This is a genomic window from Ammoniphilus oxalaticus (genome assembly GCF_003609605.1).
In the GTDB taxonomy this organism is placed as follows: domain Bacteria; phylum Bacillota; class Bacilli; order Aneurinibacillales; family RAOX-1; genus Ammoniphilus; species Ammoniphilus oxalaticus.
In genome coordinates this window covers 465105-490517 of record NZ_MCHY01000006.1, presented here as the reverse complement: position 1 = coordinate 490517, position 25413 = coordinate 465105, and the positions used below count along the sequence as shown (strand labels likewise).

The 25413-nt window shown below is 42.8% G+C and carries 30 protein-coding genes and 1 pseudogene; 10 read left to right on the top strand and 21 right to left on the bottom strand.

Annotated elements, in window-relative coordinates; genetic code table 11:
- Positions 1 to 428: 428 nt before the first annotated feature.
- On the bottom strand, positions 429 to 692 hold the full coding sequence (locus BEP19_RS04450) for a hypothetical protein (RefSeq protein ID WP_120188609.1): 264 nt from the start codon (positions 690 to 692) through the stop codon (positions 429 to 431).
- A gap of 355 nt (positions 693 to 1047) precedes the next feature.
- Between BEP19_RS04450 and BEP19_RS04445 the strand changes: the two genes are divergently transcribed.
- Positions 1048 to 2583 carry an MFS transporter gene (locus BEP19_RS04445; RefSeq protein WP_120188745.1) on the top strand — a complete coding sequence of 512 codons (1536 nt, stop codon included), beginning with the start codon at positions 1048 to 1050 and terminating at the stop codon, positions 2581 to 2583.
- A 50-nt stretch (positions 2584 to 2633) separates the two neighbouring features.
- Here the strand turns inward: BEP19_RS04445 and BEP19_RS04440 are convergent, their stop codons facing one another.
- The 4 genes from BEP19_RS04440 to BEP19_RS04430 all read right to left on the bottom strand — a co-directional run bounded on the left by BEP19_RS04440 (position 2634) and on the right by BEP19_RS04430 (position 5817).
- The gene (locus tag BEP19_RS04440; RefSeq protein ID WP_120188608.1) at positions 2634 to 3998 is read right to left on the bottom strand and encodes an aldehyde dehydrogenase; all 1365 of its coding nucleotides are present in this window, start codon (positions 3996 to 3998) and stop codon (positions 2634 to 2636) included.
- Between the two features lie 5 nt (positions 3999 to 4003).
- Positions 4004 to 5038, bottom strand: coding sequence for an LLM class flavin-dependent oxidoreductase (locus BEP19_RS04435; protein WP_120188607.1), 1035 nt, complete (start codon positions 5036 to 5038; stop codon positions 4004 to 4006).
- 184 nt (positions 5039 to 5222) lie between these two features.
- Positions 5223 to 5375 (bottom strand): hypothetical protein, encoded by a 153-nt coding sequence (locus tag BEP19_RS17545; protein WP_170145255.1) that lies wholly within the window; start codon positions 5373 to 5375, stop codon positions 5223 to 5225.
- A gap of 13 nt (positions 5376 to 5388) precedes the next feature.
- On the bottom strand, positions 5389 to 5817 hold the full coding sequence (locus BEP19_RS04430) for a YhfM domain-containing protein (RefSeq protein ID WP_483963284.1): 429 nt from the start codon (positions 5815 to 5817) through the stop codon (positions 5389 to 5391).
- A 145-nt stretch (positions 5818 to 5962) separates the two neighbouring features.
- On the opposite strand from BEP19_RS04430, the gene BEP19_RS04425 reads away from it, so the two are divergent.
- Complete coding sequence (locus tag BEP19_RS04425) at positions 5963 to 6181, top strand: hypothetical protein (RefSeq protein WP_120188605.1); 219 nt, start codon at positions 5963 to 5965, stop codon at positions 6179 to 6181.
- Positions 6182 to 6243: 62 nt separating this feature from the next.
- On the opposite strand, the gene BEP19_RS04420 is transcribed toward BEP19_RS04425, so the two are convergent.
- Positions 6244 to 7572: a purine/pyrimidine permease gene (locus BEP19_RS04420; protein WP_245983341.1), complete on the bottom strand. Its 1329-nt coding sequence runs from the start codon at positions 7570 to 7572 to the stop codon at positions 6244 to 6246.
- Positions 7573 to 7749: 177 nt separating this feature from the next.
- On the opposite strand from BEP19_RS04420, the gene BEP19_RS04415 reads away from it, so the two are divergent.
- On the top strand, positions 7750 to 8145 hold the full coding sequence (locus BEP19_RS04415; RefSeq protein WP_120188604.1) for a hypothetical protein: 396 nt from the start codon (positions 7750 to 7752) through the stop codon (positions 8143 to 8145).
- A 268-nt stretch (positions 8146 to 8413) separates the two neighbouring features.
- Positions 8414 to 9148, top strand: coding sequence for a YheC/YheD family protein (locus BEP19_RS04410; RefSeq protein WP_120188603.1), 735 nt, complete (start codon positions 8414 to 8416; stop codon positions 9146 to 9148).
- Between the two features lie 55 nt (positions 9149 to 9203).
- Here BEP19_RS04410 and BEP19_RS04405 read toward each other — a convergent pair whose 3' ends face one another.
- The 7 genes and pseudogenes from BEP19_RS04405 to BEP19_RS04375 all read right to left on the bottom strand — a co-directional run bounded on the left by BEP19_RS04405 (position 9204) and on the right by BEP19_RS04375 (position 14378).
- Complete coding sequence (locus tag BEP19_RS04405; RefSeq protein WP_170145254.1) at positions 9204 to 9965, bottom strand: rhodanese-like domain-containing protein; 762 nt, start codon at positions 9963 to 9965, stop codon at positions 9204 to 9206.
- 192 nt (positions 9966 to 10157) lie between these two features.
- Entirely contained in the window at positions 10158 to 10805 is a 648-nt protein-coding gene (locus BEP19_RS04400; RefSeq protein WP_120188601.1) for an alpha/beta hydrolase, read from the bottom strand.
- 108 nt (positions 10806 to 10913) lie between these two features.
- Positions 10914 to 11660 (bottom strand): amino acid ABC transporter ATP-binding protein, encoded by a 747-nt coding sequence (locus BEP19_RS04395; protein ID WP_120188600.1) that lies wholly within the window; start codon positions 11658 to 11660, stop codon positions 10914 to 10916.
- Between the two features lie 15 nt (positions 11661 to 11675).
- Positions 11676 to 12335: an amino acid ABC transporter permease gene (locus BEP19_RS04390; protein WP_120188599.1), complete on the bottom strand. Its 660-nt coding sequence runs from the start codon at positions 12333 to 12335 to the stop codon at positions 11676 to 11678.
- A 98-nt stretch (positions 12336 to 12433) separates the two neighbouring features.
- The gene (locus tag BEP19_RS04385; protein WP_211329307.1) at positions 12434 to 13273 is read right to left on the bottom strand and encodes an amino acid ABC transporter substrate-binding protein; all 840 of its coding nucleotides are present in this window, start codon (positions 13271 to 13273) and stop codon (positions 12434 to 12436) included.
- A 203-nt stretch (positions 13274 to 13476) separates the two neighbouring features.
- Positions 13477 to 14049, bottom strand: a pseudogene (locus BEP19_RS04380) (peptide-methionine (S)-S-oxide reductase MsrA); the annotation flags it as partial.
- Positions 14050 to 14201: 152 nt separating this feature from the next.
- Positions 14202 to 14378, bottom strand: a complete 177-nt coding sequence (locus BEP19_RS04375; RefSeq protein ID WP_120188598.1) for a YqaE/Pmp3 family membrane protein — start codon at positions 14376 to 14378, stop codon at positions 14202 to 14204.
- 207 nt (positions 14379 to 14585) lie between these two features.
- Here BEP19_RS04375 and BEP19_RS17540 point away from each other — a divergent pair, with 207 nt between their 5' ends.
- The 3 genes from BEP19_RS17540 to BEP19_RS04365 all read left to right on the top strand — a co-directional run bounded on the left by BEP19_RS17540 (position 14586) and on the right by BEP19_RS04365 (position 16718).
- Entirely contained in the window at positions 14586 to 14741 is a 156-nt protein-coding gene (locus BEP19_RS17540; RefSeq protein ID WP_170145253.1) for a hypothetical protein, read from the top strand.
- Between the two features lie 126 nt (positions 14742 to 14867).
- A complete protein-coding gene (locus BEP19_RS04370) occupies positions 14868 to 16016 on the top strand; it encodes a WG repeat-containing protein (protein ID WP_120188597.1) in 1149 nt (382 codons plus the stop codon).
- Between the two features lie 129 nt (positions 16017 to 16145).
- Positions 16146 to 16718: a hypothetical protein gene (locus BEP19_RS04365; protein ID WP_120188596.1), complete on the top strand. Its 573-nt coding sequence runs from the start codon at positions 16146 to 16148 to the stop codon at positions 16716 to 16718.
- A gap of 65 nt (positions 16719 to 16783) precedes the next feature.
- On the opposite strand, the gene BEP19_RS04360 is transcribed toward BEP19_RS04365, so the two are convergent.
- The 7 genes from BEP19_RS04360 to BEP19_RS04325 form a co-directional block, all read right to left on the bottom strand.
- On the bottom strand, positions 16784 to 17410 hold the full coding sequence (locus BEP19_RS04360; RefSeq protein WP_245983333.1) for a CAP domain-containing protein: 627 nt from the start codon (positions 17408 to 17410) through the stop codon (positions 16784 to 16786).
- Between the two features lie 396 nt (positions 17411 to 17806).
- Positions 17807 to 18268: a hypothetical protein gene (locus BEP19_RS04355; protein ID WP_120188595.1), complete on the bottom strand. Its 462-nt coding sequence runs from the start codon at positions 18266 to 18268 to the stop codon at positions 17807 to 17809.
- Between the two features lie 30 nt (positions 18269 to 18298).
- On the bottom strand, positions 18299 to 18931 hold the full coding sequence (locus BEP19_RS04350; protein WP_120188594.1) for a hypothetical protein: 633 nt from the start codon (positions 18929 to 18931) through the stop codon (positions 18299 to 18301).
- A 46-nt stretch (positions 18932 to 18977) separates the two neighbouring features.
- A complete protein-coding gene (locus BEP19_RS04345; protein WP_120188593.1) occupies positions 18978 to 20366 on the bottom strand; it encodes a VanZ family protein in 1389 nt (462 codons plus the stop codon).
- Positions 20367 to 20462: 96 nt separating this feature from the next.
- Complete coding sequence (locus tag BEP19_RS04340; protein ID WP_120188592.1) at positions 20463 to 20924, bottom strand: low molecular weight protein-tyrosine-phosphatase; 462 nt, start codon at positions 20922 to 20924, stop codon at positions 20463 to 20465.
- Between the two features lie 336 nt (positions 20925 to 21260).
- Positions 21261 to 21686: a hypothetical protein gene (locus BEP19_RS04335; RefSeq protein ID WP_120188591.1), complete on the bottom strand. Its 426-nt coding sequence runs from the start codon at positions 21684 to 21686 to the stop codon at positions 21261 to 21263.
- Between the two features lie 489 nt (positions 21687 to 22175).
- Positions 22176 to 22571 (bottom strand): DUF4181 domain-containing protein, encoded by a 396-nt coding sequence (locus BEP19_RS04325; protein ID WP_120188589.1) that lies wholly within the window; start codon positions 22569 to 22571, stop codon positions 22176 to 22178.
- A gap of 148 nt (positions 22572 to 22719) precedes the next feature.
- On the opposite strand from BEP19_RS04325, the gene BEP19_RS04320 reads away from it, so the two are divergent.
- Positions 22720 to 22956 (top strand): hypothetical protein, encoded by a 237-nt coding sequence (locus BEP19_RS04320; protein WP_245983331.1) that lies wholly within the window; start codon positions 22720 to 22722, stop codon positions 22954 to 22956.
- 101 nt (positions 22957 to 23057) lie between these two features.
- Entirely contained in the window at positions 23058 to 23420 is a 363-nt protein-coding gene (locus BEP19_RS04315; RefSeq protein WP_120188587.1) for a hypothetical protein, read from the top strand.
- A 364-nt stretch (positions 23421 to 23784) separates the two neighbouring features.
- Here BEP19_RS04315 and BEP19_RS04310 read toward each other — a convergent pair whose 3' ends face one another.
- On the bottom strand, positions 23785 to 24696 hold the full coding sequence (locus tag BEP19_RS04310; RefSeq protein ID WP_120188586.1) for an EamA family transporter: 912 nt from the start codon (positions 24694 to 24696) through the stop codon (positions 23785 to 23787).
- A gap of 520 nt (positions 24697 to 25216) precedes the next feature.
- On the opposite strand from BEP19_RS04310, the gene BEP19_RS04305 reads away from it, so the two are divergent.
- Positions 25217 to 25402 (top strand): hypothetical protein, encoded by a 186-nt coding sequence (locus BEP19_RS04305; RefSeq protein WP_120188585.1) that lies wholly within the window; start codon positions 25217 to 25219, stop codon positions 25400 to 25402.
- Positions 25403 to 25413 lie beyond the last annotated feature (11 nt).

Here is a 25413-nt window from a genome sequence, read left to right as displayed (position 1 = left end):
CGGTGGAATGTATGTCATGTGGATGGAACATGTCAGAGGTGATCGTTGGGGATCACGAACTCACAGATCACGTGATTGGAGGCATCCATGTAGCGGTCGATTTGACCGTTGCAAGATCCGTAGTCCAAGAACGCGGGCTCTAGCGGCTGAAAATGCCATTGCATAAAGGTAAAATCGATCCCAGGTGATGGGACTTGGATGCAGTGGTCAAATCTCCCGTTGCAGGTTTCACCATATCCAGCTGACGACTCTAATGGTCGAATATGCCATTGCAGCAACTGACCAGTCCTCCTATGTTGCAAGATGTGAGTGTATCGAGATGTAAACAAAAAAAGTAGCCATCGAAGGCTACTTTTCATAAACAAAGTACAGTAAAAGTCCCGCTAACGGAAGGGATAAGACGAACACACGAATAATTTGCTTGAATTTTACTTTGTTTCTTTACTCGCCATTCGCAACGTTCTTACAATAGCGCCGATCAGAACGATGAAAATACCGAGCACTTTTATAACAGGGGAGGCTAAAAAAATCCCGATTATAAACGCGATTAACCCAATCGCCAGGAGCGTTTCCATGATTAATCCAATCAGACTGATCCGACCGTGATCCCACCTTTTAAAATCCTTTATAAATGCGAACATAAACATCACAATAAATATCGTTATAACCGCAAATTTCAAAAAAGCATGCATACCTTTTTCGCGCCTCCTTCCACCTCATCACTTTTTTATATTGGACTCAACGGTTAGATTCGCCAAGTAGCATGAAAGCTTAAACAACGCGTCCATTTTTAACATGTTCAGGACACTTCATTTTATGTACACCACAACCCCCACTTTAAAAGAAGAATACTTTTATCACAACTTATTTTTTATTTTCCCGTCAAAAAACTCATCATGCCTTGATCACCTCGCTTGGACCAAAAAAATTATTAAGCTACCTAATCACAGCAACTGATTGAATACAGTCCCGTTTTCAGCGCTATACTGGAAAGATAAAGAAAAGGCAAAATGGGGTGAAGAGGTGAATCTAGGTTTTATCGTTTTGATGATTGGCGTTTTTATGGCGGCTCTGGACAATGGAATTATTAGCGCGGCCTTAACAACGATCAATACTTCTTTTGAAGTTTCACCGACGCAAGGCTCATGGGGAATTACACTGTATGCGTTGGGGATGGCGGTCACAACACCGATTGTTGGAAAATTGGCGGATCGTTATGGTCGAAAAAAGTTATTTCTGATCGAAGTCGCTATTTTTACAATTGGCTCAATAGCGGTCGCTTTGAGTCCGACGTTTAGTTTCTTTTTAGCGGCTCGGTTGTTGCAAGCGTTAGGTGGCGGTGGAATTTTCATCATCGCCAGTTCGCATGTATTAAGTACAGTAGCCAAAGAACGACAAGGCAGTATGCTAGGAATGCTCGGCGGCATGAACGGAATTGCCTCCTTGCTTGGACCGAACATTGGAAGTTTTTTAATCGATTGGACGGGGAATTGGCACTGGTTATTTCTAATCAATGCCCCGATCGGCATCGGTTTAGTCATTTTAGGGATAACTTCATTGCAAGAGACAAAAGGACATCAGTTATCTAAAATCGATTTCCTTGGGATTACGTTGCTTTCCCTATCGATCCTAAGTGTGATGTTCGCTCTGAACAACTTATCAACAGGCAATCTACTTGAAAGTATGCTTCATCTAAGCGTTTTCGGGTTGCTCGTGTTAGCCGTTCTCCTATTTGCTCTGTTGATTTGGGTGGAGAAGCGAAATGAAATGGGAACTGAGTTTGATCCGATTCTTCCCTACTCCCTTTTGAAAAAGCCGACGTTTACGTTGACGATGATCATGGGTTTATTGACAGGAACATTCATTGGGTCGATCATCTTCATCCCTTCGTTTGCCCAGCAAATATTGGGGGTGTCCGCGGCAAAATCGGGCTATTGGATGACACCGTTAGCATTAGCGGCAGGAATCGGAGCGGGTGGCGGTGGCGTTTTAGTTGACAAACGGGGCGCAATTCCAACATTAGTCCTGTCAGGAATCATTTCAATCATCGGGTTCATTGGATTGGCCTTTACCGACACAAAGACGATGTTCATCCTCTTTTCAACGTTCGCAGGAATCGGGTTTGGCTTTTTCCTTGGCGCTCCCCTAACTGTCTTGACTTCCAACGCGGCCGGTGAACAAAAAGGATCTGCGATTGGAACGCTTTCCGTCGCGCGTCAAATTGGTCTGACCCTTTCACCGACGATTTTTGCGACGTTTATTCAAAACGGATTTGGTCAACTGGGACGAATCATTCCTGAAAAATTACAAGTGATTGGCATCGATCCAACTCAGATTCCAACCGAATTTCGCGGCCAAATGGAGCGTCTAGCTGGAGCTGAAGACCTCCAGACTGCGGTGTCGATTATTCCAGATCCACAAATTCAGCAAGCGCTGTTGGAAGCATTTGCGGAAGCAGCTCATGCGGCATATCAACCGATCTACTTGTTTACAGCGGTCGCCGCTTTGCTAATCATCGTCATTGTCGTTGCTTTTCAAAGGAGATTCAAAAAAGATGAAGAGCAAGAAGGAACCGCCGCTTAAAAAATATAAAAAAGCTGCAGAGGACTTATCAAGACCCATTACAGCTTTTTTTATTTGAGTAATCGTTTGATCCATTTTAACGCATGCTTATGATTCGGATAGCGGAAAGGAATATCAAAAGCAGTCGTCTGCTTCAGCACACTTTTTTCATGGGAAAAAGCATCGAAACTCCCTTTGCCATGATAAGCGCCGATTCCGCTTTCTCCCACCCCGCCAAAAGGAAGATAGGGCGAAGTTAAATGATAAAGCGTATCGTTAACGCAGCCGCCACCAAAAGAGATGCTTTCTATAATTTCGGCCTGAAACGCATCACTTTCCGTAAAAAGATAAAGCGCAAGCGGCTTCGGCCTAGCATTGATCGCCGCGATCAGACCCGATTCATCTGTGTAAGCAAGGATCGGCAAAATCGGTCCAAAGATCTCTTCCACCATAATCTTATGATCCCATGTAATCCCGTCAAGTATGGTGGGTTCAATCGCCAAAGAGTTGGAATCAAAACGACCGCCATGAATCGTAGTTCCGTCACCCAACAAGGCAACGAGCCGCTCAAAATGCTGTGAACTCACAATCCGCGTGAATCCGCTGTCACCTCGCAAAACATCATCCCCGTATAATGCCGTAATCGCCTGCTTTAGCAAGGTTAAAAATTGCTCTTTAACGTCTCTATGAACGTACACGTAATCTGGCGCAACACACGTTTGCCCTGCATTCAAGTACTTGCCCCACGCAATCCGCTTCGCTGCTAACGGTAAATTTGCGTCCTTGTGAACGATACAAGGGCTTTTCCCGCCCAATTCAAGAGTAACGGGCGTGAGATTTTTTGCGGCGGCTTCCATCACCTTTTTTCCGACTGCCACACTCCCCGTAAAAAAGATTTTATCGAACTTCTCCTCAAGCAACGCTTGACTTGTTTCAACTGCTCCTTCAACAACGGCAACGTAATCTTCTGGAAAAGTCTCACTAATTATTTGCGCTAGCAACCGCGATGTTGCGGGCGTCCATTCCGACGGCTTAATCACCGCGCAATTCCCCGCCGCAAGCGCCCCTATCAGCGGGGCAATCGCGAGTTGAAACGGGTAATTCCAAGGCGCAATAATCAATGCAACGCCATACGGTTCCGGATAAATATAGCTTTTTGAGCCGAGTTGTAGCAGCGATGATTTGACCCTCCGCCGTCGAGTCCACTTTTGTAAGTGTTTACGCGTGAACCGAATTTCTTCTAACAAAAAACCAATTTCCGTCGTGTACGCCTCAAACTCACTTTTGTTTAAATCTTCTTGCAAAGCTTTTGTCACTTGCGGTTCATAAGAACGGATCATCTTACCCAATGAATCTAGCACTCTCAAGCGGAATTGAATGGAGCGGGTCTCGCCTGTCGCAAAAAAAGTTTGTTGTTTATCTATCAACGCTTTCACGCTATTTACCGCCTTTTCAGTCCAAACGCCTCCGCCAACAGTTCAAACGAACGATGGCGCGACTGTTTTTCAGGGAGCATCGTTGGAATCATAATTTCATCGACCTGCGCCTCTTCCGCCAGTTGCCTCAATCTTTTTTCCACCTGTTTGATACTACCGATCACGAATCGATCTTTATTTTGTTCTCTGACCATTTCTTCCTGCGGCGTGTACACGTGGGCGTTTGCTTCTTCTAACGTTGGCGGCGCAAATTTAAATTGTCCCGTTCCCCATCGTACCCATTGTAGTTCAGCAGGTCCTGCTAATTGCCGCGCTTCTTCCTCCGTTTCCGCGGTAATTACAATAATTGACAAGGCGCTCTTCGGTTCGCTGTAAAACACAGACGGCTGAAAACGTTCTCGGTAAGACCGCAGCACAGGAATTGCTAGATGAGGTGAAATGTGCGCCGCAAACACAAAACCGAGTCCGTGATGTGTCGCAAAACGCATCCCGCCATCGCTAGATCCGAGCATATAAAAGTCGGGTCTCAACTTTTCATCTGGTGAAACCGTAATCTCTTTGAAGGGATGGTCTTCAGGGAAATCTTTTGAAAAATAGGCAAGCAATTCAGCAAGTTGTTCCGGAAAATCTTCGCCACTTAGCGCCGTTCTTGATCTTGAGCGTCGCAATGCCAACGCTGTCAGTCCATCCGTCCCTGGCGCGCGGCCAAGGCCAAGATCAATTCTGCCAGGATGTAAAGCTTCCAGTAGCGAAAAATTCTCAGCGACTTTCAGCGGACTATGATTCGGTAACATAATTCCGCCAGTACCGATCCGAATCGTATCCGTGACTGCCGCCACGTGCGCCGCAAGCAAATCAGGCGAAGTGCTCATCTGATGCTTCGAGTTATGATGCTCCGCAAACCAATACCGCGTATACCCCAACCGATCGGCCAATTGAGCAAGTTCGGTGGAATTTTGCAATGCTTCTGTCGCTGATTCCCCATTCCAAACCGTCGCTAAATCTAAAATTGATAATTTTAAGTCACTAGATACTCCCATTTTTAACTTACCCCTCTCAGGTTTAATTAGCAGGCTAATTATATTTGCGAAAGGATTGCGTAAGATCCTGCATCATAACCTGACGCAACAATCGACGCTCCTCTGGACGTTTTATATTTCCGTTTAATCTTTCATTTGATACATCACAATATCGAACTATACCCGCCATGTCAATGTTAACGTGTTAGTGATACTCATCCTTGCGCGGCGGTCGTCGATCGATCCGCCAACTCCACTTCGACATCGAAACATTACTTTTCCCTGAAACAAGCTTATCTATTTTTGATAGAATCAGCGCCAACTGGACAACGATAATAAACAATATAAATTCAATCATGCTAAATCTCCTTTTAATTGCGCTCTTCTTCAAGTAGAACTTTTCTTAACTGATTAGTCGCTTTGGAAGTGGTCAAAAACGCCTCTTGATCTTCCGTCATATAAACTAAGACGCTTCGTTCGTTTTTCTCTCCCAACCACAAATGAATCGCGTGAATCGGAAGGCCGCCCTTGTATTTGATCATTACGTCATAATCTGGCATTGTTTGAGCAAACTTTGACACGCCCTTTTTAGCTGATGTAATCGCCTCTTTAAACATAGCCTTCGTTGCTTCATCTTTAAAAGAAGCGAGCAAATTTAAGTTCATATCACCCGATCCGTTCGACCGCGACACGGCCACTGAAGCGATCGGTTCATCTAACAAAACCATCGTGTCTTTACTCTTGTTATTGATGTATCCGACGGAAAAAGCAACACCTAGTAAAATGAAAAAGATATACACCGTTCGCAAAAAATCAGCTCCTGCTTGTAGGTTGAATAGTTCATTTATAGCGCACCCGTATCGATTAGTCTTGAAAATACAACAAAACGAGTAAGATTGGGGCATCCTAAGTGTAATCGAAATTTTAGAAAAGGATGATAGAACAATGAATAAAGAACGTTTATTTGAAATTGCGCAAACCGCCATTCATTCCTCTACACACGATCCGAAACACATGTCGATTTCAAGTGTGCGTATGGCGGATTTACTCGGTGACAGCCACGAACAAATTGAACAATATCTGGCCGAGCTGGTTGACGAGGGGCGATTACGCAAAGAAAAATTAGATAAACCACCGCATAAAGATATTTACTTACTATCGTAATGAGAAAAAGCCCACTAATCGAACGTGGGCTTTTTCATTTGCGATGAGCGATCGCCTTCAGATTACCGTTTTCCCACTCGCGCCCCCTCTTTTCCAACACGCCACAGTTGCTCCAACAAAATCACCAAGCCCGTGCCCACTAATAGCCCATTACTCAGCAAATTTTGAGCGATCGAAGGCAAATTTGCGAACGCATCGGTGGGTAAAAACATCGCGCCCATTCCGATTAAATAAGAGACGCCGACGATCATAATCTTTCTTGAATCCAACGGCGCTAAACTCAAATTATGAATCGCCAGCCCGACCAATTGAATAAATGAGGCCATCAAAGCGGCATTAGCAATCGGGCTAGGAATACTGGAAACAAAGCTGACAATCGGTGGAAAAAACGCGATAAATATTAACAAAATCGTCGCAAAAATAAAAGGTCTTTTCCGTTTTTGTCCTGTTAAGGCGATAAACCCTGCGGAAGTAGCCAGCGGTACATTGGCAATCGCCGCGAACAAACCGGCTAATCCATTGTTTAGCCCTGAAATCATCGTGCCCTGATTGACTTGCTTACTTTGACTTTGATCGTCATATTCTACGCCTAACGTCTGGCTGACAGCAACAATTGATGCGACGATATTGGAAATGGAAATAATCGCAGTGATAAAAGCGATTGGAATCACACTCAGATCGAATGTTGGCCTTCCGAACGCGAACCATTCAGGGAAGGAAAATAGTAAAATCCTTTCTGAAGAAGCGGATTGACCGCCAATAAGCAGCGCATACGCAATCCAACCGATGATAATACCGATGAAAACGGCGTAGTTCCTCAGCCACCCTCTACCAAATTGAGACAATCCGAGCACGATCACAAAGGTGATAAACGCGAGCAGCGCATCAGTCAATTGAATCATCGATGAACCACTCTGCAAGCCCAACATCCCTTTGAGAAATGTTCCGCTTAATTGAACGGTCAGCAACAAAAAGAAATTCCCCGTCACCAAGGGAGTAAAAATCGGTAAAATTTTTTGCGAGATTTTAAACATTCCAAACAAAAATAAAAATAAGCCGGTCATGAGCATCGTTGTTTCCAACGAGCGAAGCGTGTCCGCATAGGATGAACCGCTATGGAGTCCAGTTACCGCCATAACGGAGAAAATACTAACCCATATCCCCGCCGGTCCTTCCATAATTGGCAAGCGGTGCCCGAACAATCCTTGCAACAGCGAAGCTAGTCCCACAACGAAAAACGTCCGTTGCATCAATCCTGCAACTTCCGTGAAACTTAACTGGAAAATCGATCCGATCACAATCGGCAAAGCCACCGAGCTCGCAAGCAGGAACACAAACCATTGAAACGTTTCCATCGTTGTCGTAGCCCATGATGTTGGTCTTCTATTCACGTAAACACCTCTGTTTTTTATGTACGAATCTTCGAAAGATCGTCTCACATGTTGGCTTCCATTATAAAAGATTAACGATGATGATTGAAACAATTTTAAGTGAAAATCTATTTTATTTAACAACTAGTTCATGTATAATGACCTTGTCAGCTATAATAAAAAAGGAGGTAACTCATAATGGATGATAAAAAATTCGATTTGTTGCTTGATGAAATAAAAAAGTTGCGTGTTGATGTGCAGACGATGCAAGGCGACGTAAAAGTCATGCAAGCTGATATGAAAACGATGCAAGGTGACGTAAAGACATTGCAGAGCGATATGAAAACATTAAAACAAGAGTTAAAAGATACAAGATCACAAATGAATCACCGTTTCGATACAGCGGAACTTAAATTTATACTGCTAGAAGACAAGCTTGACGAGTTTAAAAAGGACGCCTCCGCTCAATTCGATAAGTTAGTCAATGATCGAATCGAACGCTTGGAGCGCCGTCAAGATCATGCCGCCGTCCGTTTGGATCGAGTCGAAGCTGATGTGTCACTGGCGCGAGAACAGGTAGCTGAATCTGTATAAAGTCCCCTTGAGTGTAAGGGCGATTTCGACCTCTTGCCAACAAGATCTACACGCTCTGCTGAGCGTTCCAATTCGCCCAGCTTTTCTCTCTCCTCATCACACTTCCCATTTTTCCTTGCGCTACAAACCGCTACATTGATCCCTTAGCAGCCACCCTTTTAAGGTCACCCGCACAAATCATTCTAGACCACTTCATCTACCCAGTCATTCCTTTTGTCGGGACATACACTAAATTAATGTGTTGATTCTTGAAAAGGGAGGAACGAGCATGGCTAATAGCCTAGGCAAACTTACGAAACACAAATTCCTCATGATGTCTAAAGATTTGGTTTCATCACTCCCACACACTCAAAAAATGACAAAGGAAAGTTTTTGTTCTCTTCTAAATCGATACGGCCGCATTGTCGTTAAACCGTCGTCTGGTTCAGGCGGGGTTGGGGTTATGCAAATTATTTCTATGGGCAAACGACGATACGCAGTGCACTATGGAAAATATCAAAAAACAATTCAAGGGCTCCTGCCCACTTATCAATTTGCGCAAAGTAAAGCGAAGGGTTTGTATCTCGCTCAGCAAGGCATAAAACTAGCGAAGATTAACGGAAGACCTTTTGATCTTCGTGTGATGGTCCAGCGAAAAAGAAATTCAGAATGGGTCGTGACAGGGATCTTAGCTAAAGTCGCAGGCTCAGGTTTTTTCATTACGAATATCGTTGAAAGTAAAGGAAAAGCGCTTCCGTTGCGGACCGCTGTTCAGCAAGCTTCGATTAGAAGAGCATCGTACGACAAGATTAACCAACAAATTCATCGGCTCGCCCTCCAAACCGTCTATCGCCTGCAGAAGTATTATCGCATCCGAACGGTAGGGATTGATATGGGTATCGATGAACAAGGGAAAGTGTGGATTATTGAGGCTAATTTTTCTCCTGATAAAACGTATTTTCGACGCTTAAAAGATAAAACGATGTACAGACGGATCATGTCCTACTACTACGGATCACGCTAAACAGAACAACAAGCAAAAACCCCTCTGAGCGATACTCAAAGGGGTTTTGTATGGTTTATTTCACTAATGTAAAAGGATATTCTTTCACTCCATCGATTGAGTTAATGATATTCGTATAGCCGAGTTTCTCCAGTTCAGCGGCCATTTCAGCGCTTTTCGTGCCTGTATTACAGTACAAACCAATCATTTTGTCTTTTGGCAATTTATCCAGGTTCTCTGCTACAGTATCAAACGGAACGTTAATCGCTCCCTCGATCATGCCTTCATCCTCTGCTTGCTTCGCTGGACGTGAATCGACAATAACGATATCCTCAAAATCATCGATAAACTTCTCAAATGTTGCGCCTCTAACGTCTTGATAAGTAACGAGATCATAATCGAATTGTTTCACGCCAGGGGCGTTCGTAATATCTGTAAAGCCATTGTTAACTAAAATTTCGGCCACTTGGCTACTCTTCTTATCGGTGTTGCAATACGTGATAATTGGGAAGTCTTTAAGATCTTCAAGCTCGCCGATTCTTGTTTCAAAACTATCCACATTCATATTAATCGCGTGTGGAATGTGACCTGCTAAATACTCTTCAGGGGAACGAACATCAATAATGAGTACTTTGTCTTTTTCCTTATCAGAGTTTTGTTTTACAAGCTCTTCACCCGTCATCGTTTTGATCTCGGCGACTTTCGTCGTTTCTTGATCCGTTCCAGTTGCATCGTTTGGTTTCGCTGTCGGTTCGTTTGAGCAACCTACGAGTAAAACCATCGCTAGTCCAACTGCTGATAATAATCGAATCACTGTCGATCTTTTCATTCTATCCATCTCACTCTCTTTTTTGTTAATACCCATAAACGACTCTATCATATTGATATATGTTATACAACAAATAATTTATTACAATTTTCCAACGAGCGGGAGCTGCTAAAAACTTTTAAAAGGACGATGAATCCGATTGAAAAAAGCCAGACGTATTCAACGCCTGGCTGCTCGGTGCATCACTCATGTATGTACGTCCTATTTAGCGGCTACATCATCATAAAGCCACTTTACGAATTCATCCCTATTCCCTGGGGTGATGCCGTGCCCGACTGGGTAAGAAGAAAAATGCGCTTTGTTGCCTCGGCCTTCAAAAAATTGCTTATTATCCAAGCCATGTTCTAACGGATAGACATGGTCCACTTCTCCATGGGAAAGATAAATCGATACGTTTTCACCCGGGACCGCTGGATAGTCTTCTTTCACAAATGTCGGAATATACCCGTTCATCGAGACGATTCCTTTGATCTTGTTCCCCATCGCAACCGCTAACGACATCGATAAAATGGCGCCTTGGCTAAAACCGAGCAAATATTGATAGTTTGTATCGATGGGATACGTTTTGGCCGCATAGTCGATGACACCCTGTAGCTTTTCAATACAACGGTCAAATGACGCTCGATCTGGATTACCGTGGCTAATATTTGTAAAATAGGCAAACCCAGGTCCTTCCGGCACATCACCGCGAATTCCAAAAATGATAAAATCATTTTGCAACTCTTCCACCAATGGAAGAAGGTCGTGTTCATTTGCGCCTCTACCGTGCATCACAAAAATGACAGGGTATTTTTTATCTGGTTGCGCGTTAGCTGGCTGCAACACCGTATATTCTAATGGACTTTTCATAGTATGACCTCCGATTCATAGATAACTTGATAGTAATAGCTTTCTACACTAAACTTTAGCCTACTCCGCTCGTTTTTGGCAAGGCGTAACGCGCTTGCTCCTCGGCTACTACTTTAAAATCGTGTTGAGAAAAGCTTGCGTCCGTTTATGTTGAGGGTTTGTAAATAATTGTTGTGGAGGACCTGCCTCGACAACTTCACCATCGTCCATAAATAAAACTTGGTCGGCTACTTCCCTGGCAAAACCCATTTCATGGGTTACAACAACCATCGTCATATTTTCTTCGGCTAACTGTTTAATGACCTGCAAAACCTCCCCCGTCAACTCGGGATCGAGCGCGGAAGTAGGTTCATCGAACAATAGAATTGCTGGGCTCATCATTAACGCCCGCGCAATCGCAACACGTTGTTTTTGACCGCCGGAGAGCCTGGACGGATATTCGTTCGCTTTATCGGAAAGTCCCACTTTTTCTAGCAGATCCGCGCTTTTATGACGGATTTCCCCAGCCGAAGCGCGCTTTACATACTTCGGAGCGAGCTCTAAATTTTCTTTTACCGTAAAGTGGGGAAACAGGTTAAAGTGTTGAAAAACCATGCCCATTTTTGATGTAATGCGCTTTAACGTTTGATGGTTGGCATAGACGCCATCCTTGGCCAGGTAGTCCCCTTCCACACAAATGCTGCCGCCATCGATTTGTTCCAGATGAACGAGGCTTCGAAGCATCGTGCTTTTCCCGGAGCCTGACGGGCCAATCACGGCGACAACCTGGCTTCTTTCCACTTCAAAATTGATATTTTTCAACACGTCGAGCGAGCCGAACGATTTTTTCATTTGAGAAACTTGAATCAGCGACACTTTTCCACCCCCCCTTTATTCGAACCTGTATCTTTTTTCTAACTGTTTAAAAAACAGCGTTAACAACAAGGTCATCAGTAAGTAAATAATTCCCGCCACGAAAAAAGGGACGATTGTAAAATCACGGTTAACAGCTGTTTGAGCAAAGTGCAACAACTCGGGAACAGCGACCGCATACAACAGCGCCGTATCTTTGACCAACGTAATCGATTCATTGGATACAGCTGGCAGCGCGATTCGAAACATTTGCGGAACGACGATTTTTCTCGTCGTTTGCCATCGGCTTAAACCGAGAACCTGAGCCGCCTCATATTGCCCTTTGTCGATCGCGAGCAACCCGCCTCTGAAAATTTCCGCGAAGTAAGCCGCGTAATTCAAAATAAAAGCGACGCAAGCAGCGACAAAACGGTCCATCACCAAGTATTCGCCAACGACTGGCAAGATCGGCAAACCAAAACATACAAACAGCAACTGCAACAAAAGCGGTGTTCCACGCATGATATAAATGTAAAAATTAGCGATCCAAGCAAACGGTTTAAAGGCGCTTCTGGCCATTAACGTAAACATAAACCCTAACGGCAGCGAAGTGAGGATTGCCACAAAAAATAGCAATACCGTCATCTGGGCGCCTTGCAACATCGGCTTCGTGATCATAATGAGATAGTCTATGCTCATGATTTGATTCTCCTAAAAACAAAAGCGGATCAATAATTCGATCCGTCTTTGTTTTAACAAATTTGTATCTATTTAGAAATCTCGACTAAAACGTGAAATTAGTCGTTTTTCAATACTTTATCTTCTCCAAACCATTTTGTGGAGATTTCCGCCGCTGTTCCATCTTCATTTAATGCGTCCAGCGCAGCTTGTAATTCGTTCAATAATTCTTCATTACCTTGTTTCACACCGACTCCGTATTCTTCCGGAGCAAGTGATTCTTCAAGCAACTTGAATGTGTCCTCTTCTTTGGACATGTAATAACGAGCCACCACTTCATCGATGACGACCGCATCGACGCGACCGTTTTTCAAGTCAGCCAAAGCTAATACGTTGTCTGTGAACTCGGTCACTTTCTTCACTTCGGAACTGATCTCATTCGCCTCTAACGCGTCCAATGCCGAAGATAATGCTTGCAGTCCGACCTCTTTACCCGCTAAGTCATCAAGCTTCGAGATTTCGGAATCCGCTTTTGTTAAAACCACTTGCGTGTTTTTTAAATACGGCTTCGTAAATAACACCTTTTCTTTACGATCATCTGTAATCGTATAACCGTTCCATATAAGATCGATGCGACCGCTGTTCAATTCGGATTCTTTCGCTTTCCAGTCGATCGGTTGGAAGGTCACTTCATAGCCCATTTTTTCACCAGCCGCTCGCGCATAATCGATATCGAAACCGACTAGTTCATTTTGCTCATCTCTAAAACCCATCGGAGCAAACTTGTCGTCGACACCAATCACCAATTTTTTCGCTTCGCCATCTGCGGGCGCTTCCGTATTTTCGTTTGGCGTTCCAGGATCTGCGTTCGATCCAGTGGTAGAATTCGAACTGGAACATCCTGTAAACACAGTTAAAATCATTGCAAAAATAAAGCCTATGAATGTTACTCTCTTCATATTTGTCTAGCTCCCCTATAAAATAGTAATTTATCTGCTCTTTACTTAGTCTACCACTTTAATACGATAAAATGCTACCTCGATAACAGGATAGAATCCCGTTTAAATTTTATGTTTTCCATAAATTATTTCACGTTTTCTCCACCAATCTTTGTTTTTTGTTTTTTCGAGCCGCTCCGACAGGAAATGACTTCCAATAGCCATTACCAACGTAAATGGTCCAACTCGCCTAATAAGGCGATTTTCGCGCGTTCGCTATGGCCCCATTGTCGGATCTCAGCTTTGATCTCATTCCACGATCCAAATTCTTTGACAAATCCGTTTAAGCGAGCGGTTAACGTAGCATCAATAAAAGCAGCGTGATCGGGAAATAGCCGAAGGAGTGTTTCCGTTGCCGCTTTATACCTTTTCAAATAATATTTCTGATGATAATCCTCAGCAAGCGTAAAGGAACGGCAAGCAGTAATTTCAGTTTGAATCGAACCGCCCCAGATATGTTCCCATTTCACCTTTTTACTTTGCGCCTGCTCTACTTGCAATGGATTGTGACACAATAAAATGGAAAGGTATTGACGCGGGCGTCCTTCATAAAGGGGGTTATGATGTTTCCAAAACAATTCCACGATCTCTTCAAATGAAATCAGGGTTGGATCAAAGTCGAGCTGAATTGTTTCCGAATGATCCCCTATGTTGCGATAAGTCGGATTGTCGGTTGATCCTCCCGCATAACCTACGCGCGTCCGAATCACACCAGGTAGCTGCCCGAACCGAGCATCAGGTCCCCAAAATCAGCCCATCCCAAATGTCGCGGTCTCTACATTCGATGCCTTACGCGTGAAAGTTGTAACGGAAAGCATGTCCATCCCTCCTGTTTTCTTCAAAATAATAAAATTGATCGAAACGACCAACTTTCTCTCTATTTTCGGCTTTACTGCCACTTTTTCATTCGTTTGTCATCTTTCTTATCCTTGACGACTAAGATCGCATGGAGCGCCCCAGGAAACCAGAAGAAGCACGTTAAAATAAAATTCAATACTGCCTGAAATGGTTTTCCACATAACAACACAGCAACAGGCGGCAACACAATCGCTAAAAAGTACATCATCCTATTCACCCTTTTATCGTTTACTTTTGTTCCGTATTACTCCATAGCTTACCAATTAGCATATGTTTTATTTTTAATTTTCGTCACGTTCAGCTGCTGCTTATTAACGCAAAACTTCACGAATTTCAATACCCTAAAAGGTATAGATCTAGCCCAAAACTTGCATTTCATGACTATATGTGTCATACTTAAGGTAGAGGTGAGCACATGTCGAGAAAAAGTGGAGTCACCGGCGCGCTTGTGATGTTGCCTGGCGCCATGGTCGAGGAAATCACACAGTACAAGCTTGATAACGATATTCGCACAAGAAACGACGCCATTCGGGCGCTTATTAAAAAAGGCTTAGAAGACTCTCAAGAGTAGAGAGTCTTTTTTCCTGCTCATTTTCAATTATATCATCAGAAGATAATCATGCTCTTCCCTATAATCGGAACATTTCAAGGCCTCGTTGCGTCATAATTAGTAAGCGTTTATTTAAAGGGGGAAACTATGAATCGAATTATTTTGCCGCTCATTATGCTGCTATCTACATTTTCATTACTCGCGGCGTCAGCTGATACATTCGCCGCCGATGCTCCCATTTTATTGCCCATTGAAGTTGTGAAAGATGGGATTCCAAGCGCGGGGTATATTAACAGCGAGGGTAAAACCGTCATTCCGCTTATATACGAAAGCGCCAAAAACTTTTCAGATGGATTAGCCGTTGTCCAAGACAAGAAAACAGGACGTTTTGGGGCAATCAATAAGCAAGGAAAAGTTATGATCCCAATGGTCCACGATGAACTCAAGCTTTTTTCAGAAGGACTAGCGGCAGCCCGAAAAAGTGAATTATGGGGTTTTATCGATACGAACGGAAATTGGGTTGTGAAACCGATGTTTCTAGAAGTATTCTCTCATCAAGCAGGCGTGGCGGCAGCTTTAAGTCCAGTCACCCAAAAGTATGGATTCATCACGCGACTCGGCGAATGGATTGTACCTCCTGTTTTTGATACAGTCAAGCCATTTTCAGAAGGGTTGGCGCTCGTAACCCGTACAAGGAACGACGTCCACGAGACTCTTTTTATTAACAAAAAAGCAGAACTCGTCGTACTTGCCCCCGCTTATCTTTCTTTTCAGGAAGGACTCGCCCCCACTTTAAAAGATGGGAAAGTCGGATTTATCGATGCAAAAGGAACGTGGGTAATTGAACCTAACTTTGACTATGCCCTCCCGTTTTCGGATGGGTTGGCTACCGTCTATGATGCGGTTGAAAATAAATGGGGCTTTATCAACAAACAAGGTCAATATATGATTCCGCCAAGCTTTTCCCCACTTATGACGATGCATAGCGGTCTAGGAGCAAATATCGCTTCCTTCCACGCGGGTATTGCTTATGTTGGGGATGGTTTCATCGACAAGCAAGGTCAGTATGTCATTCAAGGGGATTTTATTTCATCAACCAATTTCCGCAACGGGTTTGCAAAAGTCATTAAACTTAAATACAATGCGGACGGAAACGTGACCGATGGGATTGAAGGGTATATCAATACGAGAGGGGAATTCATTTGGAGTAAACCCGTCCCCTATATCGATGACATCATCGTTCAAGCCGCCAAATATGGTAGCCATCATCATGCTTTTTTTGAGGATCACCAATAGACAATAATCAAGAAAACCAGTCTAAACCAGAAACTGGTTTTTCTTTTGCCTATTTTTAGCAAGCGTCCAACCAGAGCAAAAGATGGCCGAATAGTATAATAGACCACACCTTTCGAGGAGGAAAAATTCGTGAGAACCCATCATCCTCGTGTACATGTTGCTTCATTACTATTGCAAAAAACAGCTCGGATTACGCTACCCTTTTACCGAAAGATTGCCAATGATCCACTCTATGGGCAACGTTGGAGCGCAGCCGTAAGGAATGCGGATCTTGATCAGATGAATCGCCTAATAAAACAAACGATCCCGCGGTTCGATCGTCATCAATTCGCACTAGGGGTCAATGGGATCGGCTATTTTATCGATGCGCCCACCCCGGGTCAACTTGGAATTTTTACGAACAGCACCGCAATCCCGCCTGGAAAAGTTCAGTTCCACTTTAGCGCCAAGGCCCACCGTCTAATCGCTAACGCAATTCAACCGTTATACGAAGGCATCAGCTCCAATGCCTTGTTTTCGAAAACGATCGTCGAAGCAATTTTCCGCAAAGAAACCCGCATTCTAAATCAAGTTATCCGCAGCAAAGTGGACTCTCCCAATCTGCAAATGGTAGCGATTATGCCCTACGGATTTCGGTTGCGTTTTAAATTCCCTTTTGACAAATATCCTTATGACAATGCCTTTTTCCTTGCATTTCCTTAAGCCGCTTACTCTGTCGGTATACTAAATAGGGAGGCGCTTTTATAGAAAAACGCCTCCCTTAACGATTAACGGATAAACTGTTGTGTCCAATAAAAACCGTACGAACCGCCTTTAGCAAGTCCAACCCCAATTTGTGTATAGTTCGCATTCATAATATTAGCGCGATGTCCCGGGCTATTCATCCACCCGTTGACAACCTCTTCTGCTGTCTGCTGCCCAGCAGCGATGTTTTCCCCCGCATAAGTATACGAAATTCCGAAAGATTCCATCATCTCGAACGGGGATCCATATGTCGGCGATTGATGGTCAAAATAACGTAGATCAATCATTTCTTGTGACTTCACTCTGGCCACTCGCCCCAACTCTTGATTCACTTTTAACGCGGGAAGACCCGCTTTTACCCGTTCAAGATTGGTCAATGCAATGACTTCCTCTTCAAACTGTTGGATAGGACCTGCTTGCGGGATCGTTAGAACTTGCCCCCAATGAATCGATGCAGGATTCGAAACCTGCGGATTCGCTTGGATCAGTTCATTCAAATCAACTTGATGTTGTGATGCAATTTTCCACATCGTGTCGTTAGGCAGTACGCGATAATCAGCTGCCGCCGCGGAATCTGTTACAATCCCCGCTGCTGCGAAAACAACTGCGCCTAATAGTAACGCATTCCCTAACCCTTTTAATTTTTTCAATCTTCATTCCTCCTTTTCAGGATACACACAATAATAAAGAATGCGTGGACAAACCGAAACACTAAATTTCTGGTTAGTTTGGAATGAAGTGGAACCCAGATTGAAGATCGCTCAAAACGGGACAAACTCCTTTAAGAAAAAAACAAATACCATAACCCAAAGGAAACGACATATAACGGGAGAATAAACATTATTTTCTTTTTAATTCCCTTGAAAAGGGAGCCATTGTTAGGAGCCAACCAATATTCTAACGAATTAAAAATTAAATATAAAGCAGCTAGTAAAACACCGATCGCTATCCCCACCAACTTTCACCCCTTCATTTCATTTAAAAATCGGACCTATGTATGATTTAGAAATTTAATCGTACATATCAAAAATACCCAATGCCATTATCTATTCATATTGGCGCAATTGAATCCATTCCTGCCCCCCTATCTGTTCCTTTACCACTTGAAAGACGGCCGCTTCAGGTTCAAAACCACCCGTTTTTTTAATATCCGCAAAATCGCCTTGCCCCCGCGGGTATTCAAGATACCTAACGACTTTGTTGTCCTTCACGAATACGATAAGATTAATATCATCCCGATTCTGAATTCCTGTCGATCCAACTTTTGACCAACTAACTCCCAATTCTTCGTTGATCGTTTCTACTGGAGTATAAGGCGGGAAGATAAACATGCGATCCCAGGGAAAGTCCGCTATCTCTTTAAATTCAATTGAATCCTGATTGCTTTGCGCCTCTTTGATCGCTTTGCTCAATTGCCCCTGCAGCTTTTGATTCCCCTCTTCTACTGATTCAGCTGAACAAGCCAACAAGGATACCATACAGATGAGGATACTAACTATTTTATACATTCACACGCATCCCCCAACCGCGATTCAAATTCATTTCACCTGCTCCGAAAAAGTCAAGGTCACCGCCTGGACAAGGTCCATTTCCGCAAAAACTTCGGGTGAATGATAATCCTGCAAATCATAGGTCTTTATCATCTGCGCCTCATCATAAACCATCAGCGCCACGGGTATTTCTTTGTTCAGTTCAATTGCATGAAAATCAGATAGCGACGTTTTTAGCGTAGCGAGCGAGCGAGCCGCCTTTTCAAATTCAAGTGGCTTACTGTTTGGAAAAGTCGTTCGCCCCAGACTGTTGCCGACGAGTTGAAATTGGATCGCATAATCCTCTTTTATCAGCATCGAAAGTAGGCCTTCCAAGCGGGCATTCGGTTCCGCGTCCTCTCCTAATGAAATCTGTCCGCCACCGAACTCCAACCATTGCCCTTTTTTTAAAACATAAGAAGCAATTTTCATGCTTTTAGCCGCTTGGGGCGCTTTGAAAGAAACAAAGAGGACGTCCTGTTCAAAACCGATCGATTGCAAAAGGAATTTTTCATCTGTAGAAAAAACGTACGGGGCAACCCCTTCCTTATTGAGTGGCTTCATTGCCTTCGGTTCACTTGAACAAGCCATCAAGCTCATGAATAAGACGACCATTGAAACGATTGAAGCTATCTTTTTCATCACCAATCTCCCTCTACATTTGTTACTCCAGATTATACCACTTCTATCAAATTCCTGGAATTGGAATCGTCCCCTCCCTTCCATTTATCGCGCCATAGAAGAGGTAGATCGGTTGATAGAAACCTTTTGAATCTAACTGATAACTTATCCCCACTTTATGAACCCGTATCGTTTCTATTTTTTCGTCATCCATGTAAAAGCGAAACTTCCCATCTAAAATTTCTTGGTACGCCTCTTGTTCACTTTTCATTTGAACATTCCTCACTTTGTCATAGCGAACTAACTGATTGTCAATCCCTTTCACGGTATCATCACTGTAATACTGAACGGATAAATAACCGTCAACAAGTTGATTCCCTATAACCTCTTTATCAACCGTCCATTGATACTGCCCTGTCTCACGCTTTTCAAAAAAAGAGTCCTGTGGGACATCAATACCGAACCCCCTTACCTTTTCAATTAAGGTTGCTTCATCTATATCTTTGCTGTTTAGATCCTCTTCAAAGCTTGAATAATCCGTATAACTGTAACTCGCGTCTAAGTATTCAATGGAAATACTGTGGGAACGATCCGCCGTCCAATAAATACCTGAATTTTGGTAAGCAATGATCTCCATATTAGCTGTGTCGAGATTCTCTTTTTCAAAAAAATCATATACAAACTTTAAAGCCGCCTCCTTCGTATAGCCCTCAGTCCGATAAATCGGAACAGCATTTTTATGCGGATCCAATTGGACATCGAGCGAAATCACTGTTTCAGCGAGGTCCAATTTATGCGACGGTCTCATCGAAAGATTTCCAAACTCTTTCAACTGATAATAGGTAACCATGCCCCCTGATAGAAGAAGAACGATGATCAAAGGCGCAAAGTAGAGCATCGATTTCTTCAACTTCTTTGCTTTGATCGTGATGAAACCCATTGTCATCCCAAAACCGATCGTGGCGCCGAGGAGGTTATTGAACAAGTCGTCAACAACAAAGTTACCGTATCCCGTCAACAACTGAGTCGTTTCGATCGAAAGAGTAGCCACAGCAGCTGCCCCAATCGTCCAAATCGCCTTTTTAAAACGTGTATGCAAAAGGGGCAAAAGAATGCCAAGCGGCGCAAACATCAAAATATTTAAATACACAAATTGCCAATGTCTGACGCTAAAACGGTGCCATGCCTCTCGATATGAACTAAACAAAGATAAATCGATCCCGCTAAAATTTGGCCCCCTATTCAAAAAGGTCACGCCAATCACCATCACCACATAACCAATCAACATTGTCCCAACAAGTATACGCCGCTTAGAAAAACTTCTCTTTCCACCTACCATATTCCGATAAATAAAAACATACCCGACCAAAAATATCATTCCGAAAACGATGACCACGAGTAAAGCAAGGGGGAAATATCTCGTCATGATCCCGACAACCTCATTTGTTCTCATCATTTATCCTCCACAACGTACCTAGACCTTAGTCTTTTATTTAAATAAACAAAACAGCGCTCTATTCAAGAACGCTGTTTTCAAGGTTTCATCCACCATTTATCGTTTTGATAGAATATGATCCAACAATTTTTCACACGAACGACGGATGATCGTATGTACGTTGTCAAAAGCGCTGTCGTCCAATTGGTAAGGATCTGGCACGTCACCGTTACCTTCTGGATCGAAGTCACGCATCATATGCAGTTCTCCCGCCACTTTTCCAAGTTTCTCAATGTTTTCGCGGTTCGAAGCATCCATCGCAATAACATAATCCCACTCATTCAGATCCGTTGACTTAAACTGTCTCGCTCGCTGATCGTCAATGCTGAACCCTTTTTTCACAGCCACCCGACGCGAACCTGGATCAGGAAGTTTTCCAATGTGGTAATCGGCCGTTCCCGCAGAATCAACCACAAATTGGTCTTCCAACCCTTTTTCACGAAGCAGCTCTTTAAAAACACCTTCCCCTAATGGCGAACGACAAATATTACCCAAGCATACAAACACAACACGAACCATCTCTTTCTCCTCCTTTACGTTTAATCATAGCAGAATTTAATATATCTATTGTATAAGAAGTGTAGAGAAACAACCGCCGTCTCTCTACACTTTGAACATTGCTAAAGTTTATTAACAGAATCGTCTACGGCGACGACAAAAACGGAATCTTGAGCGTAAACGACGACGGCGGAAACGGAATCGACGACAACGCCTTCTACCAAATCGAAATCCACCCATTTATACCACTCCCTTATTCTGACTTACTATAGTATATGTCAATTACTAGAGAGCGCTTGGACGGGCTAACGACTCCTAAAGGAGCCAAAACTAAATGAAGGTAGATCTCCAATCCCGTTACAAACGTTCAGCCCTTAAAATGAAGATCTCGCGAAGAAACGCGCCAATTACCATCGATAATGGGATGATCGTGATAACACTAATCATCCGCATGAAAGAATCTGAGGATTGGATGATCGTTATACTATTCCTAACAACCATGAAGATAAAAAATATAGAAATGATGACAAGATAACGGGGATCCTGTTTGTTTCGATCGTTAGTAGATGAACGCTTATCATCCGTCAGAAACAGATAGATTGATGATGCAAACAATGCAATCCCAAAAAGAATAAAAAAGATAAAGTTAGTCCACAATGCCGTCTCATTTGGTCCATTTCCAATCGGACCAACCCTCGGTCGGTAAGCATCGTATATTAACAAGATTGAAACCCCGATCATCAGAAACGAACTAACCAACAATCCATATTTCAGATTTTTCATATCGCCTCACCCCTTTCTAACCGCGCCACAATTTACACAAATAACGAGATAACGAAAGAAATACAAAGCATTCCAGCAATAAAAATAAGCGCGCCTTTTATATTCCCTTTGCTATCCCTTAGTATTTCCGCGATCATCACCAAAGCCACAAAACTAATACTGAGGAGAATCAAAATATTCTGAATGATTTTCAACCACCTCCAAAATTTAAAGGTTACATCTGTCTATGATCCTGTCTATTCGCAAACAACCAGTCACCGACAAACACGCTCGTAAATTGCGCCCATTTTATAGGAAGCTGTTTTCATAACAGATCATGCCCCCTTTTTCTGGACACCCTGTATCGATCAACAAATCTAAATATAATATTGACAACACTCATCATGAGCGCAAATTTTCCCGAATTGATTACATCCATATTCACAAAATAATAGGCTCCAAGAAAGATAACAATGAAGTAGATAACAACGTTGAGTATTTGTTTTATCATCATTTTGCTCCTAATCCGCCTTCTATTAATCGATACAGTTCTAGCATCCAACTGTCAACTGAATAAAACATAACAACAACTACAAATGTGAAAATCAGTGTGGCGACGTATTGTTTTGAACTCTTCAAATACTTCCATTCCAAAATCGATCGCAATCCAAGCATAAGCAAAAAGTAAAACATAAAATACCACTTTAGAACGGGTCCATCCGTTGTAACAACAAAGGGTATGGCGCTTATAAATACAACGAATATTGCGCCTCTACCCCATTGATCTATATGTCTACCGCGTGTTACGGAAATCTTTTGCTTTTTTACACCGAGTATTCGGCGCGTAACCTTCTCCAATAGAAGGAATAAAACGAGAAGTAAGATACCAAAAATTATAATGGCCACGAGACAACCTCCTTCACTCTAACAATGAGCCGTTTTTCTCAATAAAACATTAGGGCTACTATAACATATATTTCCAAGCTAGCTTGATTATTGACTTTCTTTTGTTTTAGATCCTATTCTTAGAGCAGTATTCATGTGGGGTGATCATGTGGCTAATTTAAAGAAACTGATTTATTTTCTGAATCAATTAGAAAAGATGAAGATTTACTACAAATTAAACAAAGTAAGAAACGAAGCGATTATGGTTGAGGTCGCTGTTCCAGGTCAACGATGGGAAATTGAATTCATGGAGGACGGAACAATTGAGATTGAGAAGTTCATTAGTGATCAAGACTTTTACGATTCAAACGAACTCGACGTCCTATTACGGGATTTTAGCGATTAAACCAATGATTTAGACAACGATCAACGGTTGATCCACTCTATTTTAAACAAGTGGAGTTGCCTGAGCCTTCCTCTTTAATACATTAACAAGGAGATCATAAAATGAAACCATTCATTCTATTTACTTTGACTATTGCTTTGTTGGTGGGCTGTGGTTCAGAACCCACATCGGAATCGAAACAAGATATGGAGGCCAACATGGCTTATTTAGATGCCATTATTACGGACTATAGGTATGAGGACGGAAAGTATATGATATATTTTGAGCACGATGGGAACCGCGGCCCAATCAAAGCGAAGGCGCCTACCTCTGAAAACATGTATAAAGCATTGGATAATTATAAGAGGACCAAAGCAAACCAAGACGAAGCCTATGACTTATATGACATTATGATTAACGGCGATGATCCCAACATCTTAGGAATATCCCCAGCGGTTAAAAAGCATGAGCGACAACAACACTAAGCGTTTCAAATCTGTGTAAAATTAGTGCTGTTAAAAGAAACTATCCCAATGCCAAACGCTCAAAAAACCCCAGCGTTCGGCATTGGGCAGCGACTGTTTGGCGCTGCTTCCATTATATGAAGCAGCTAGCCTCTCCTCTCTTTCAATCACTTTTCCTTCTTCATTTCTGCCAAAATCACTTTTGTACAGGCCACCACAAGTCCACTCAACAAAATCATTCCCATATAAATAGGGCGCAAATAAATTTCAGACACGCCGCCCGTTGGGAATATAAAAGGATAGATCATAAGAAATACCAAGAAGTTCAAAAAGTAAAATCCACTATAACACCAATGATGACTCTCATATGCTCAACCTTCCTTCATCAAGATGCCGATCTTTGCTGCGATTGAGCAGGCTTTATTTTACCACTTGGCAGACTGATGTTGCTAGCGACAATTCCGCCTAGTATAAGAGCGACACCGAACCATTGCGTGAATCCGACCTGTTCCCCTAAGACGAGCGAGGACATGGACACCGCTACTGGCAGCTCAGAAGCCGTCAAAATCGTTCCCAACCCAGGTCCAACGCGCGGCATTCCGATTGAAAATAACAAGGGCGGTAACAAGACGCCGAACAAACCAAGCAGAAGGCCATAGGGCATCACGCCGATCAAAACGGGATAGTCAACTAGAAACATGGGCGGCCAAACAATACAAACAACGACCAAACCTCCCGTTGAGAGAAGCGCGCCTTTAAGCACAGGTGGCGTATCTTTGCCGATGGAGCCGCTTAGAAAAATAAAGGTTGTAAACGTGAGCGCGGACAATAATCCCCAGGTTACTCCTTGCCATGACACACTCATTCCCCCAGCAGACAGAACGTTTGCAGCGAAAATTGAACCGACTAAAATAATAAAAATGGACATCAACTTTCTTCTTGTCGGTCTTATTTTTAGAAATATTCTCTCAAACAAAGCCCCAATCCACACAAATTGAAACAAGAAAATAATCGCTAAAGAAGCCGATAACGATTGCAATGATTGGTAATAAAAAACACTCGTCAATCCAAATGGAATACCCGCCAACAGCAGTTGAACAACTTGTTTACTATGTATCACGCCCTTTTTCGCGAACAGCGCAACCAACCAGATTAGCAACGTTCCTGATAAAAATTGTCCACCTGTTACCTCCGCCGTTGAAAAACCCGCGGCGTAAGCGAGTTTAACAAATGTAGATAAAATACCATAACAACACCCACCAATAAATACAATGCAAGCATAATGCCACGTTTTCATCTTTTTTCCCCTTTCTTATCACATAAAAAAGCCACACAACTGTCGATTGACAATCGTGTGGCGAAAATAGAGTTTCCTCTAGAAAAGTCCACGTCCAAAGTATTTTTATCATTCAAATTAAAATCTAGTATAGAATTTATGTCCTTGATTGTCAAACCGATAACATCATCACAACCCGCTAACGTGTAAATTCATTGATTAAAAACAGACAAGAACGGTAAATGCTCGCCTCACATCAGCAGATTTTAACCGCTTCACCAAGCAAATCCCATAACATTCAAAACTTTTACATAATTTTAAAGATTTTAACCATTAACACGGAAAGTTTGGTATAATTAGAATAATTCAAACAATTCAAATATTAGGATGGGGGTGAAAGACGTTCATTTCAAAGAGTAAAAACAAAGCCAACGTAGCTGCTAACGCAGCTCTTGGTGTGATTTTTTTAGCGTGACAAAGATCCATCGTGTCAACGTTCATATTATATTTTTGATGAAAAAGGAGGTTCAAGAGGATAACGATGATCACAGATATTAATCAGTATCGCTTGCGAAAGAAAAAAGAAAAATTAAGACACAAGCTAAAAATGACAGGTATGTGTGTGGTTCTTGCGGTTGTTACCTTGTCGGTTGCAAATATCGCTGTTACAAATATTTCCGACATTATGACCCATTACAGCTGGGAGCCAGCAATTATTTTAGATTAAATTCGGGTGTT

What these genes read in the sequence shown, in the direction of transcription:
- BEP19_RS04355 (WP_120188595.1), bottom strand. Translation starts at nt 18,268, where the DNA reads ATGTATAAAATAGTTAGTATCCTCATCTGTATGGTATCCTTGTTGGCT.
- BEP19_RS04415 (WP_120188604.1), top strand. Translation starts at nt 7,750, where the DNA reads ATGGATGATAAAAAATTCGATTTGTTGCTTGATGAAATAAAAAAGTTG.
- BEP19_RS04340 (WP_120188592.1), bottom strand. Translation starts at nt 20,924, where the DNA reads ATGGTTCGTGTTGTGTTTGTATGCTTGGGTAATATTTGTCGTTCGCCA.
- BEP19_RS04350 (WP_120188594.1), bottom strand. Translation starts at nt 18,931, where the DNA reads ATGAAAAAGATAGCTTCAATCGTTTCAATGGTCGTCTTATTCATGAGC.
- BEP19_RS04310 (WP_120188586.1), bottom strand. Translation starts at nt 24,696, where the DNA reads ATGAAAACGTGGCATTATGCTTGCATTGTATTTATTGGTGGGTGTTGT.
- BEP19_RS04390 (WP_120188599.1), bottom strand. Translation starts at nt 12,335, where the DNA reads ATGAGCATAGACTATCTCATTATGATCACGAAGCCGATGTTGCAAGGC.
- BEP19_RS04400 (WP_120188601.1), bottom strand. Translation starts at nt 10,805, where the DNA reads ATGAAAAGTCCATTAGAATATACGGTGTTGCAGCCAGCTAACGCGCAA.
- BEP19_RS04345 (WP_120188593.1), bottom strand. Translation starts at nt 20,366, where the DNA reads ATGATGAGAACAAATGAGGTTGTCGGGATCATGACGAGATATTTCCCC.
- BEP19_RS04405 (WP_170145254.1), bottom strand. Translation starts at nt 9,965, where the DNA reads ATGGATAGAATGAAAAGATCGACAGTGATTCGATTATTATCAGCAGTT.
- BEP19_RS04445 (WP_120188745.1), top strand. Translation starts at nt 1,048, where the DNA reads ATGATTGGCGTTTTTATGGCGGCTCTGGACAATGGAATTATTAGCGCG.
- BEP19_RS04305 (WP_120188585.1), top strand. Translation starts at nt 25,217, where the DNA reads ATGATCACAGATATTAATCAGTATCGCTTGCGAAAGAAAAAAGAAAAA.
- BEP19_RS04335 (WP_120188591.1), bottom strand. Translation starts at nt 21,686, where the DNA reads ATGAAAAATCTGAAATATGGATTGTTGGTTAGTTCGTTTCTGATGATC.
- BEP19_RS04315 (WP_120188587.1), top strand. Translation starts at nt 23,058, where the DNA reads ATGAAACCATTCATTCTATTTACTTTGACTATTGCTTTGTTGGTGGGC.
- BEP19_RS04410 (WP_120188603.1), top strand. Translation starts at nt 8,414, where the DNA reads ATGGCTAATAGCCTAGGCAAACTTACGAAACACAAATTCCTCATGATG.
- BEP19_RS04450 (WP_120188609.1), bottom strand. Translation starts at nt 692, where the DNA reads ATGCATGCTTTTTTGAAATTTGCGGTTATAACGATATTTATTGTGATG.
- BEP19_RS17545 (WP_170145255.1), bottom strand. Translation starts at nt 5,375, where the DNA reads ATGATTGAATTTATATTGTTTATTATCGTTGTCCAGTTGGCGCTGATT.
- BEP19_RS04435 (WP_120188607.1), bottom strand. Translation starts at nt 5,038, where the DNA reads ATGGGAGTATCTAGTGACTTAAAATTATCAATTTTAGATTTAGCGACG.
- BEP19_RS04385 (WP_211329307.1), bottom strand. Translation starts at nt 13,273, where the DNA reads ATGAAGAGAGTAACATTCATAGGCTTTATTTTTGCAATGATTTTAACT.
- BEP19_RS17540 (WP_170145253.1), top strand. Translation starts at nt 14,586, where the DNA reads ATGTCGAGAAAAAGTGGAGTCACCGGCGCGCTTGTGATGTTGCCTGGC.
- BEP19_RS04370 (WP_120188597.1), top strand. Translation starts at nt 14,868, where the DNA reads ATGAATCGAATTATTTTGCCGCTCATTATGCTGCTATCTACATTTTCA.
- BEP19_RS04375 (WP_120188598.1), bottom strand. Translation starts at nt 14,378, where the DNA reads ATGATGTACTTTTTAGCGATTGTGTTGCCGCCTGTTGCTGTGTTGTTA.
- BEP19_RS04425 (WP_120188605.1), top strand. Translation starts at nt 5,963, where the DNA reads ATGAATAAAGAACGTTTATTTGAAATTGCGCAAACCGCCATTCATTCC.